Below are 11,462 nucleotides of genomic sequence, written 5' to 3'. Positions count from 1 at the left end.
CGGACACAATGAAGCAAAGGGTAACTAGCGAGCTTCGCAAGAACGATAGCGGTGCTGTCGCCGCGACCTATGCTCTTTCCCTCACAGCTCTTGTCGCCATTGCCGGAGTTGCATTTGACTACGCCCGATTGGCGGGGATGGACAGCGAACTCCAGAACGGCGCCGATCAGGCTGCACTGGCTGGTGCAACGCAGTTAGACAAAGAAGATGGTGCGTGCGCCCGCGCGACCAATGCGGCGATTGCGCTGCTGAATAATGAAACCTTGCTCGCCAACGACATCGGCGAGCGTAGCGTTCAGATCAACAGTGGCAATGTGATCGCGGTCGCTGACGATACGTGCACCGGCACGACCGGTGTCATATTCTGGCAAGACAAGGCAAAAACAACCCCGGCGACTACTGACGAAACGGCGGGATTCATAGAAGTAAGGGTGGACGCGCGAATCGCCGAGTACGCCTTCACTCCGGTGGTCGGGGCACTGAATTCCGGCAATGTCGATGCCGCCGCGATGGCCGGTCTAGGCTCATCGATTTGCAAGGTCCCGCCATTGATGATCTGCAGCCCTACGCCGGGCGCGCCTTTCCTCGCTGAAAACCGGGTTGGTTGGGGTGTAAAGGCCACAGGCCATGGCGGTGCAAGTTGGGCACCTGGTTCGTTTGGTTTTCTCGAGGTTGGTAGTGGCCAGACGGCAGACCTTGTAAGAGCGCTCGCTTATGGGGATGCCAATCTGGATTGTTCTCCAATAGATGGGACCACAGTTGAGCCGGGCAATGCTCAAGATTTGTTTCGCGCGATTAATACTCGATTTGATATTTACGACTTTTCGTCCGGAGCAGGGACTACACTCGGCCCATGTCTTGGTGGGCTATGTCCTCCTGCGCCCAATACGACCAAAGACCTCGTCAATACGAATACAAACTTTAATGGCAACAATGCATGCAAAATAGGTAATAGCGGTTGGAAATTGCCCACTAATAGATTTTCACCTGCTGCGAGAGACGTAGGTACAGAAACAGTCGACACGTTGCACGATGCTGATGGCTTACTCGATGCGATTGGACTGACCCGTGATCTTTGCCACTACAACAGTTACAATACGGCATGCAATTCTTTGACTGGCCTTACAGGCTTGGATGAGGATCCTGAATCAAAGTTTGGACCGGGCAACTGGGCGCGGGGAGACTACTTTGGGTTGAACCATGGTACCACCCCTTCTGCATTGGGTGCGCAAAACTGGACCAGGTATCAAACATATCTCTGGGAACAGGGGCTGTTTGGGACGGGGGGAAGCCCTGCGAACCCAAGTCCTGCAAATGGACAGCGCCCGGCTCCCGTTTGCCAGCCAGCGAGCACCGGAGATATAGACAGGAGGCTACTGACTGTCGCGATTGTCTCGAATTGCGAGGATATAAACCCAAGTGGCAGTGTCATAATCGAAATTGACGAGTGGGTCGAAATGTTCCTCGTTGAACCGATTGTTGACGATACAACCGAGAGGGCAAACGGAAGAGATCAAGACGTCGTATATATGGAAGTCGTCGGACCATCCACGGTTGGAGACGACGGCGGCGGTGGGGTGCAAAATGTGCGCCGCGATGTGCCCTATTTGGTGGAATAGCGATGATTAGTCGCGAATTTCTTGAATGTCGTAAAGGCGCGGCAGCTGCCGAACTAGCGCTGCTCCTGCCTCTTATGGTCGTAATTTTGTTCGGCATGTTTGAGGGTGGCTATTTTCTTTATAACGAGCACAAGGTCGTTAAAGGGGTGCGCGATGGTGCACGCTATGCGGCACGCCAGCCCTTTTCAAAGTTTGTCTGTGGCGGGGGCACAACCCTCTCAGATACGGCACTTGAGACCTCGATCGAGAATCTTACACGTTCCGGCTACCCTTCTGGTGACAATCCAACGGTCATTGGCGCTGACAACCCTACCATTCCTGGTTGGGACAATAGCGAAGTTACGGTGACTTACACATGTAATGGCGCGACAAACACGGGCCTCTATACAGATATCAGTGGTGGTGCACCGATTGTGACTGTCTCGGCTAATGTCCCGTACATGCCACTCTTTGGAGTCATTGGATTTGATACCTCAAGTCTGAGTTTGAAGGCTGATTCCCAAGCAGCGGTGATGGGCCTATGAATCGTATCTTATCTTTCATTCGAGATTCTCGTGCGGCTGGTGCGGCGGAGTTCGCGCTCGTATTACCACTTTTCCTTATTTTCCTGCTCGGCTCTATAGACGCTGGTCGCTACGCTTGGGATTTCAATCGCGCTGCGAAAGCCACGCAGACCGGTGCACGTTGGGCGGTGGTTACCGATATCATTCCTGGGGGCGATGCTGCGGACAGTCTCGAGAATTACAGCTACGCCATAAATGGGATCACTCCACAGGGCGAAGTTGTTGAGCTTGCGGATTTCCCAGGCGTGACATGCACATCATCTGGCGGCGTGGCATCCTGTACATGCAAGCCCGGTGGTACATGTAATTTCTCGGTAGCTGTTGACACTGCCGCACAAGAGGATTGGAATCGTCTTGTCGGACGGATGCGGCAAATTTACCCGGCGATCCAATCGGATAACGTCCGGATCGACTACGATTGGTCAGGTCTGGGATATTCTGGTGATCCGAATGGTCCCGATGTGGCACCACTTACAACAGTGTCCTTGCAAAATATGCAGTTTCAGCCACTCACTCTCCTGCTTTTTGGAGGCACCATCGGAATCCCAGACTCGGCGTACTCGCTGACGATGGAAGACGGTGATGGCGATTTTTCGAATTGAGGAATATGATGGGCGAGCAACAATATCCGATTGAAAAGCAGGAGCGAACACAGCTTCGTTTTCCTGAACGGCTGACAATTGTCGGTTCGCAGCCGCACATTGATCGCCTTGTTGCAAATCTGAGCGACGAGGAGCGAGGAGAACTTTCTCTAACGGCACTCGACCTCGAAGCACCCCTTCCGGACGGGATTCTTGAACGTGCAAGCTGTATCGTCATTGAAGTCGATCCTGCGGTTCGTGCCTCGCTAGATCGCATCGAAGTGATCGCGCGCAAGGCGCCCAATTTGCCGCGTATTGCTGCGCTGGCCAATGCTGATGTGTCGCTAATTCGCACACTCATCAAGCAGGGAGTTGCTGATGTAGTCTCCCTGCCATTTGCGCCCGACGAAATTCTTCAGGCTTCGATTTCGGCCGCCGAGGACGAAGCGCGTGCATCGAGGAAACCCGTCAAGGAAGCGCCGGTTATAGCGGTCGTACGCGCTGTCGGCGGAAGCGGTGCAACGACTATCGCTACGCACCTCGCAGACGAGCTGGGGCGTGAGAAAAGCTCAGAGCGTGGTGCATGCCTGATCGATCTGGATGTGCAATACGGTGCTGCAGCGTCCGCAATCGGACTTTCGCCTCGTCGCACACTGCATGACTTGCTGGTTGCAGGCGATCGAATGGATGCTTCCTTCCTACGCGCAATCGCGCTGGAAAAGAGCCCTCATTTAGATGTCATCGCAGCCCCTGACGAAATCGTGCCGCTCGAGACAATTGAAACCGATTATCTCCTCAAGGTAATAGACATCGCAAAACGCGAGTATGACTATGTCGTGCTTGATATGCCATCAAACTGGACAAGCTGGAACCTATCGACCGTTCTGGCCGCTGACGAAATCCTGATGGTTGTGGAGCTCAACATTGCCAGCCTGCGCCAGGCCAAGCGTCGGATCGAGCTGTTCCGATCTTTCGGAGTCGATCCGAAGCGTATTTCTGTGGTGGTCAATCGGGTGGAGAAAAAGCTTTTCCGAACTATTGGGCTCGACGATGTCGCGAAAACGCTCAATCTTGATGTGCTTATTGGGATGACGCGTGAGAATGAGCTGCTCATCACCGCTCAGGATCAAGGGCAGTTTGCCCGTCAAATCCAGCGTAAAAGCAAATTTGCCAACGATGTAGTTAAGCTGGCTGACATTGTCGCGGGTCGTTGCGGGCAGGAGCGATTGTCATGATCTGGCAGGTGAAGAAACGCATCGATGAGGCCGAGAACGAGATCGAAGCGCTTGAAGAGACTGCGCTGGAGAAACAGCCTGTCCACCTGCACGAGCCGCTTTCAGCCGAAGATCGGCGCATGCTCGAGCTTAAGGTCAGCACACATCGTAAGCTCATCGACCGCATCAATCTATCGCTGCTCGATAAACTTTCTGCCGAGCAAATCCGCGAGGAAGTTGGCGATCTGGTTGCCGAAATTCTTGTTGAGGAGGATGCGGCGCTCAACGCGCGCGAGCGCTCTCAGCTTGTAACCGAAGTCTTAGACGAGCTTTTGGGCCTGGGGCCGCTCGAGCCTCTCCTGAAAGATGACTCGGTCACCGACATACTCGTCAATGGTCATCAGATGGTGTTCGTTGAACGTAACGGATTGCTCGAACGAACCGGTACGCAGTTCCAGGACGAAAAGCACCTTCTGCGCATCATTCAGAAGATCGTCAGCGCTGTCGGCAGGCGGGTTGATGAATCCTCGCCTTTCGTCGACGCCCGCCTGGCAGATGGTTCGCGTGTCAACGCGATCGTGGCGCCGCTTGCAATCGATGGTTCCCTACTTTCCATTCGCAAGTTTTCGAAGCGCCCGATTAGTATCGAGCGCCTGATTGAACTCGGGAGCATGCCCGAAGTTGTCGCTGAGGTTCTTCAGGCAATCGTGAAGTCGCGTCGGAACGTTCTGATTTCCGGGGGTACTGGCTCAGGCAAGACGACAATGCTCAATGCTCTTTCTTCCTTTATCGATGAGAACGAGCGCATCGTCACAATTGAGGACTCGGCTGAACTTCAACTGCAGCAAGAGCATGTTGCGCGCTTGGAAACACGTCCTCCGAATATCGAAGGCAAGGGCGAAGTTACACAGCGTGACCTCGTCAAGAACGCGCTGCGTATGCGTCCTGATCGCATCATCGTTGGCGAAGTTCGCGCCGGCGAGGCGTTCGACATGTTGCAGGCAATGAACACGGGCCATGATGGTTCGATGACAACCGTGCATGCCAACACCCCGCGCGATTCGCTTTCCCGTGTCGAACAGATGATCGGAATGAGCGGGATCGAAATGTCCTCAACCTCGGCACGTGCCCAGCTGGCATCAGCTGTCAATGTGGTAATACAGGTTGCTCGCCTCGCCGATGGGCGCCGCCGCATGGTCAGCCTGTCTGAGCTCACAGGCATGGAAGGCGACACGGTTTCCATGCAAGAGATATTTCGCTTCAAGATGATGGGGCGCGGCGAGAATGGCGAGGTGCTTGGACAGCATGAAGCTACGGGAATCCGACCGAAATTCCTTACTGTGGCTGCAGATCATGGTATCGAGTTGCCAGGCGACATATTCCGTCCGCAGGTCAATCTGGGTTAACATATGCTCGACAATGATATCGTAAGAGTATTTCTTCTGCTGGCGGTATTCGCGTCGGTCTTTCTCCTGCTTCAAGTTGTCTTTCGGGCTACGGCTGACACAACTGTTCACCTGAACGCGATCAACAAACGCCTGAGGATGATCCGGCAGGGTACGAAGCGAGAGGATGTGATCGCAGAATTGCGACGCAACGATCCTTTGCGCGATGTGCAGGGTGAAGGATTCTTCGTTGGTCTCAACAGAAAATTTCGCCAGATGCTTATGATGGCCGACGTGCCGTTTGGGCCGGGTCAGGTCATGTTGGGTATGGCGGTTGTCTTTCTCGTACTAACAATCCTGATTGCACTATTTGCCTCTTTGGCCAATTTCCCGCTTTCATTTGGGGTAATGCAATTGGTGCTTGCTGTTGCGGCCGCTTTCTCAATTGGCATCCCGTTGTTTATATTAAGTTTCTTGGCTCACCGCCGACGCAAGCGGATGCAAGATCAGTTCCCGGTCGCGCTCGACATTTTTGTGCGCGCACTTCGATCAGGACATCCAGTTTCGGCTGCGATCGAGCTTCTGACCGAGGAGATGGAAGATCCGATCGGCTCACAGTTTGGTCTCGTCGCAGATGAGGTTTCTTACGGCGCAGATCTCACGGCGGCACTCCAGTCTATGGCAGAGCGCTGGGATATGGACGATATTCGGATGTTCGTGGTGTCCTTGTCCCTTCAGAATGAAACCGGCGGTAATCTTGCTGAAATTCTTGAGAACCTCTCTGATGTGATCCGAGAGCGAGCCAGCCTCTACATGAAAGTCCGCGCCCTTAGTTCTGAAGGACGAATGACCGGGTGGATCCTTGGCGTTCTTCCAATCGTACTCTTCGTTATGCTATTCATGATGAATCCACCTTTTTATCTCGACGTCGCTCTTGATCCGATATTCTTCATCGGATTCCCGCTCTTGATCGCTTGGTACTTGTTCGGGATTTACATGATCCGCCGCTTGATCGACTTGAAAGTCTGACATGCTCGAGTTTTTCGCCAATAATGATGTCGCCCGTCTGGCTTTCCTGGCCCTGGTTTTCGCTCTTGCAATGGGGATCGCGGCATTTGGAATATCGCGCGTCAATCAGAGAGCGGTCGTGCGCAGCGAGTTAAAGGAACTCTCTGGCTCAGGCGCGATGGCTCAGCGCGAGCGTCTGACTGAGCAGAAGGACAGCGCATGGTCCAAAGTTGCAGATCGCATTGAGAAATCGGGTCTGAATCTGGCAGATACACAGGGCGACAAGCTGCGTAACAAGTTAATCGCAGCGGGATTTCCATCCCCAGCGGCCCCGCGAATTTTCACATTGGTCAGGTTTGTGTCGGTAATTGCCTTACCGGCAATCTATTTTCTCATCGCAAGCTTGAGCAATACCAAACAAACGACACCACAAATCATGTTGTGGGGTTTGTTGCTCGGAGTGGTTGGGCTCTATTTCCCTAACTTGTTAGTGACTGCCCGAGCTGACCGGCGCCGAGAAGAGATCATCAATGGCTTTCCCGACTGTCTCGACCTCTTGCTGGTATGTGTCGAAGCTGGCCTTGGTCTGGAAGCTGCGCTCGACCGCGTAGGCCGCGAAATGGTCGGTTCGCATCCGTTAGTTGCACAACTGCTGTCGCAGGCAACACTGCAGATGCGCGCCGGGGCCGCGCGAGAAGATGCTTTACGACAGATGGGGCAATCGAGCGGTGTCGACGAGATAAAGAGCTTCGCAACTCTGCTGATCCAGTCTGATCGACTGGGAACCAGTGTCGCTCAAACATTGAGAGTATATTCATCGGAGATGCGCGAGAAGCGGCGCATGCGTGCCGAAGAGAAGGCTCACCGCCTTCCCGTTCTGATCTCGATTCCGCTGGTTGTCTGCATGTTACCGACAATGATCGGTGTTCTTATGCTACCGGCAGTTGTACGAACGATAAGAGTTCTGATACCTGCTTTCGGAGGAGGGGGCTGAAATGAAAACCACATCCACCATCGCGTTGACTTTGACCTTGGGACTTACACTCTCTGCTTGTCAGGCAATATTCGGGCCGCGCACGGCGCATCTAGATTCCGCTGGCCAGCCCCAAATAGCTGAGCACCAAATTAACCCGGCACTCGATCAGGGTCGGCAGTTGCTCAAGGCGGGCAGGATTGCTCAAGCGGTCGAGTTGCTGCGCGTGGCACAACGTGATCCCTCGAGCATGGCCGAAGCAAGCAACGGCCTGGGCGTGGCCTATGCCAAGCTGGGTCGGCATGACCTTGCCGATCGCTATTTCAAGATGGCTCTGTCGCTTGAACCTTCTGATACGCGTTTTGCTGCCAACATGATCCGCCTTCAGCGGGACTATGATCTTTTGACCAAGCGTCAGGAAGAGGCGGTACGCCTCGCCAAGAAAGCGGAAGAGGTGCGCCTTGCTCGTCTGGCCCGTGTTGTCGATCAGGGCCGGATCCAGCGCGTTTCGCGGGGCCAAGTGGCAATCCGCACCCATTCTGCAGCATCTGATGCCGCCCCCAAGACCGAAGTGTTCGCTATGAACGCACGGAATGGCGCGGAAAGTGCTCCGCGACCGGAGGTAAACGTTGAGGTGGGAGTCGAGTCTAACGATGAGACCACGTCGAGAGGCTATCCGGTCACAATCGATTTCAAGCGTAGTCTCAGGCCTCGCGCGAATTCAACCGACAGTCAGAATCAGTATCCGGTTCGAGTTTACATCGGCGCATGATTGAGCAGGGTTTGCTGGCTGCGATCTTGGCCATCGCAGCGGGCGGAGCTGCATGGGATATTGCCAAGAGGCGAATTCCCAACTGGCTTTGCGCATTGCTTGCGTTGGTGTGTGCCTTGTACAGTTTCCAAGTTTTCGGAATTGTTGGCCTAGGCTGGGCTGCTCTGCACAGCGTCATCGCATTGGTGATTGGAATGGGTCTGTTTGCGATCGGGGCTATAGGAGGCGGTGACGCCAAGTTCTATGCAGCGGGAGCACTCGCGCTCCAATTGAATCAGGCCCTAGCAATGTTTGCGGTCACCGCGTTCTCTGGCCTAGTGGTCCTGATTGTGATGGTTTTGGGTAGACGCTTTGTCGCCCGAAGCGGATACGCCCCAGCCGAGTTGCGCCGAATGCAACTACCCTACGGGGTGGCAATTGCTCTCGGATTGGCAATCACGTTACTGCGTTTCTAGAGCTGTCTCAGCACGGGACGGTTTTGAACCGGGAAACGTGGTTAGCGAAAAGTTAACGTTCCCTCGAAAACCGCAGTATTCCGCCAAAAATGAGATTCGAGCTTTCAAACCACTGGTTTCCCTTGATGGTTGTTGATTATGGTAAATGTCCTTGAAACTAATCGGATTCCCTGTTCTTCTGTCATCCATAAAGGGACGGGAGCCAACCGAGTCGCGGTTTGAGTTGAATTCGTCCCGATAAAACGGTCGCCGCTATCAACAAGATCGCCTGAACAGGGCGCTGGTGCTCTGTTCGATCTCGATAGTGGTGTTCGCAATCCGCTGCAGGTGTTCTGCAGCCGAACGATGGGATGAGTTCGACATGAACTATGAAGGCACGAACGAGAACTTCGCGCAGGACAATTCCGGTGCAGAGAACGCTTCCGGGAACGGGGCTAACGTTGTTACGCTCTCTGCTGGTGCGGACAATGTGGTTGTACTGCCCGCGGACGCGACGCTGGACAGCATTCGTGCTGATGGCCGCGATCTGCTGATCGAAGGCGAAGACGGTGTCGTATATCGTATTGCCGATGGTGCTATCGATGTTCCACTGATCGTGGTTGACGGTGTTGCGGTTCCTCCGATGAACCTTGCAGCCTTGCTCGTTGGTGCTCAGCCTGATGCAGGTCCTACTCCCGGTGCGAACCCGCAGAGCTCTGGCGGTAATTTTGCCGGTGACGAAGGCGAGATCCAGCCTGCCTTCGACCTGGGCAATCTTCTTCCTTACACGGAGCTCGCCTTCCCCGAGCCGGAAGACGAGGAAATCATTCCTGACCTCGCTGACGAGCCTGTCGACATCGTCATCGAAACGCCTAACAATCCAGCTGGCGTCGACAATGCAATCGCTGAAGTTGACGAAGCCGGTTTGCCTGCGCGGGGCGAAGAACCGGAAGGCACTGATGAGCTTTCGAATGTCGAAACCACTTCTGGGACGATTATCTTCAGTACGCCTGATGGCCTGGCTTCGATCTCGCTCGACGGGGTGGAAATCACCAGCGTTGGACAGACCTTTGCCGGCACATACGGCACTCTCACGATCACCAGTATCGATCTCGCCTCTGGCACAATCGGCTTCAGCTACACGCTGGAAGATAACACACTCGATGATGCGGAAGTCGACAGTTTCGTCGCCACCGTTGTCGATACCGATGGTGATACTGCCGATGCGACCCTCAACGTTACAATCATTGACGATGAGCCGCAGCTTGCACCCGATACAGATACCGTCGCTGCTGGCACTTATGGTCCGGAAACTGGCAATGTTCTGACCGGCGAAGGCACCACCAGCGGCGCTGCAGGTGCTGACCAGGTTGGCGCTGATGACGCTGAAGTTACAGCTATCGCAAGCGATGCCGGCGGCACTGTTCAGCTGGCAGAAGGCAGCGCTCAGATCACTGGCGACTATGGTACACTCACCATCTTTGCCGATGGTAGCTACAGCTACGTTCGGGATGCCGGCACTCCTGGCGGCGTCACTGAGACATTCACATACACTGTGACCGATGGCGATGGAGATGATCCGAGCACTACGCTCACGATCGACATTGAAAATCTCACCACCACCATCTCGATCATTCCGGATCCTGAAGGTGGCACTGAAGTCGACGAAGCTGGCCTGCCTCCGCGCGACGGCGATGAGCCGGTTGGCTCTGGCGAGGGCCAGGACGGCGATCCGAACAACAACAGTGATCCTAGCGAAACAGTTACGGGTACTATTACTTGGGTGGATGGCGACGATCCCAATGTCATCGAGATCGATGGTGTTGTGGTTACAGGACCGGGCCAAGAGATCCCGATCGAAGGCGGTACGCTCACGATCATCACTTTCGACCCTGACGCGAATGTAATTGAGTACAACTATACGCTCGACGACAATACTGCCGGCGACGATACTTCGGCAACCTTTACGGTGACTGTCACCGACGTCGATGGCGATACCGCCTCTGACGACATAACTATTGATATCATCGACGATGTTCCGACGGCAGTGAATGACACGGACAGCCTGACTGAAGGCGGTCCGATCACGGCCACCGGCAATGTGATTACGGATGCCGAGGCGAATGGCGACAATGGCGCGGACACTGTCGGTGCAGACGGTGCGCAGGTTCAGACGCCGGGTGTCTTCAACGGCACATATGGCGACCTGACGCTGGGAGCGGATGGTGAGTACAGCTATACACTGACGCCGTTCGGCATCGCCACGCTGGCAACGCTGGGTGACGGCGAGAGCCTGCCTGATGAAGTGTTCGACTATGTTCTGGTTGACGGGGATGGTGATACCAGCCCTGCGACGCTGACGATCTCGTTGAACGGTGAAGACGACGATGTGACCATCAACGGTCTTGACGGTCAGGCGCCAGAAGTATCGCTTGACGAGGACGATCTGGCCAATCCTGGCGATGACCAGGGTTCCGACCAGTCTGATCCGCTGACCAAGGGCGGCAACTTCGAGGTTGTCTCTCCCGATGGTCTGGACGATGTCCAGGTGAACAGCGTGGACGTGGTTATCGACGGTGTGTTCCAGGGTTCAACCGAGGTTGCCAATGACGGCGTATACTCGGTCACGATCACTGGCTGGACTCCGGTCTATGCGATCCCGGGCGACGATACGACGCCTGTTGTGAGCGCAACGTTTACCTACAGCGCGACCTTGCTCGACAATACGTTGGCTCACACGGGCCTCGATGATGCGGCATTGGTCAACATGCTGAGCGTGACGGCTGACGATACGGACGGCTCGAGCGACAGTGCGGTTCTGGACGTCGAGATTGTTGACGATGTTCCGACGGCAGTGAATGACACGGACAGCCTGACTGAAGGCGGTCCGATCACGGCCACCGGCAATGTGAT

General features: G+C 54.8%; 10 protein-coding genes. All 10 read left to right on the top strand.

Annotated elements, in window-relative coordinates:
- The first annotated feature begins 8 nt into the window (after positions 1–8).
- The gene (locus ACEWMW_RS00050) at positions 9–1,619 is read left to right on the top strand and encodes a TadE/TadG family type IV pilus assembly protein (RefSeq protein ID WP_409411837.1); all 1,611 of its coding nucleotides are present in this window, start codon (positions 9–11) and stop codon (positions 1,617–1,619) included.
- Between the two features lie 2 nt (positions 1,620–1,621).
- Complete coding sequence (locus ACEWMW_RS00045) at positions 1,622–2,143, top strand: TadE/TadG family type IV pilus assembly protein (protein ID WP_409411836.1); 522 nt, start codon at positions 1,622–1,624, stop codon at positions 2,141–2,143.
- Positions 2,140–2,784, top strand: coding sequence for a TadE/TadG family type IV pilus assembly protein (locus ACEWMW_RS00040; RefSeq protein WP_409411835.1), 645 nt, complete (start codon positions 2,140–2,142; stop codon positions 2,782–2,784). Before ACEWMW_RS00045 ends, ACEWMW_RS00040 begins: the two co-directional genes overlap by 4 nt.
- 5 nt (positions 2,785–2,789) lie before the next feature.
- Entirely contained in the window at positions 2,790–3,998 is a 1,209-nt protein-coding gene (locus ACEWMW_RS00035; RefSeq protein WP_409411834.1) for an AAA family ATPase, read from the top strand.
- The gene (locus ACEWMW_RS00030; protein WP_409411833.1) at positions 3,995–5,383 is read left to right on the top strand and encodes a CpaF family protein; all 1,389 of its coding nucleotides are present in this window, start codon (positions 3,995–3,997) and stop codon (positions 5,381–5,383) included. Before ACEWMW_RS00035 ends, ACEWMW_RS00030 begins: the two co-directional genes overlap by 4 nt.
- 3 nt (positions 5,384–5,386) lie before the next feature.
- Positions 5,387–6,391: a type II secretion system F family protein gene (locus ACEWMW_RS00025; protein ID WP_409411832.1), complete on the top strand. Its 1,005-nt coding sequence runs from the start codon at positions 5,387–5,389 to the stop codon at positions 6,389–6,391.
- Position 6,392: 1 nt separating this feature from the next.
- Positions 6,393–7,364 (top strand): type II secretion system F family protein, encoded by a 972-nt coding sequence (locus ACEWMW_RS00020; protein ID WP_409411831.1) that lies wholly within the window; start codon positions 6,393–6,395, stop codon positions 7,362–7,364.
- A 1-nt stretch (position 7,365) separates the two neighbouring features.
- The gene (locus tag ACEWMW_RS00015) at positions 7,366–8,115 is read left to right on the top strand and encodes a tetratricopeptide repeat protein (RefSeq protein WP_409411830.1); all 750 of its coding nucleotides are present in this window, start codon (positions 7,366–7,368) and stop codon (positions 8,113–8,115) included.
- Complete coding sequence (locus ACEWMW_RS00010; protein ID WP_409411829.1) at positions 8,112–8,570, top strand: A24 family peptidase; 459 nt, start codon at positions 8,112–8,114, stop codon at positions 8,568–8,570. The genes ACEWMW_RS00015 and ACEWMW_RS00010 overlap by 4 nt, the downstream gene beginning before the upstream one ends.
- 361 nt (positions 8,571–8,931) lie before the next feature.
- A partial coding sequence (locus ACEWMW_RS00005) for a beta strand repeat-containing protein (protein ID WP_409411828.1) occupies positions 8,932–11,462 on the top strand: 2,531 nt, incomplete at its 3' end.

Origin of the sequence: Litorerythrobacter xanthomarinus (assembly GCF_046254955.1) — a bacterium.
GTDB lineage: Bacteria > Pseudomonadota > Alphaproteobacteria > Sphingomonadales > Sphingomonadaceae > Qipengyuania_C.
Note: the sequence above shows the minus strand (reverse complement) of the source record. Positions and strands in the feature narration are given on the sequence as shown.

Excerpts from the sequence above, each read along its gene's own strand:
- ACEWMW_RS00050 (WP_409411837.1), top strand. The coding sequence starts at position 9 with ATGAAGCAAAGGGTAACTAGCGAGCTTCGCAAGAACGATAGCGGTGCT.
- ACEWMW_RS00045 (WP_409411836.1), top strand. The coding sequence starts at position 1,622 with ATGATTAGTCGCGAATTTCTTGAATGTCGTAAAGGCGCGGCAGCTGCC.
- ACEWMW_RS00040 (WP_409411835.1), top strand. The coding sequence starts at position 2,140 with ATGAATCGTATCTTATCTTTCATTCGAGATTCTCGTGCGGCTGGTGCG.
- ACEWMW_RS00035 (WP_409411834.1), top strand. The coding sequence starts at position 2,790 with ATGATGGGCGAGCAACAATATCCGATTGAAAAGCAGGAGCGAACACAG.
- ACEWMW_RS00030 (WP_409411833.1), top strand. The coding sequence starts at position 3,995 with ATGATCTGGCAGGTGAAGAAACGCATCGATGAGGCCGAGAACGAGATC.
- ACEWMW_RS00025 (WP_409411832.1), top strand. The coding sequence starts at position 5,387 with ATGCTCGACAATGATATCGTAAGAGTATTTCTTCTGCTGGCGGTATTC.
- ACEWMW_RS00020 (WP_409411831.1), top strand. The coding sequence starts at position 6,393 with ATGCTCGAGTTTTTCGCCAATAATGATGTCGCCCGTCTGGCTTTCCTG.
- ACEWMW_RS00015 (WP_409411830.1), top strand. The coding sequence starts at position 7,366 with ATGAAAACCACATCCACCATCGCGTTGACTTTGACCTTGGGACTTACA.
- ACEWMW_RS00010 (WP_409411829.1), top strand. The coding sequence starts at position 8,112 with ATGATTGAGCAGGGTTTGCTGGCTGCGATCTTGGCCATCGCAGCGGGC.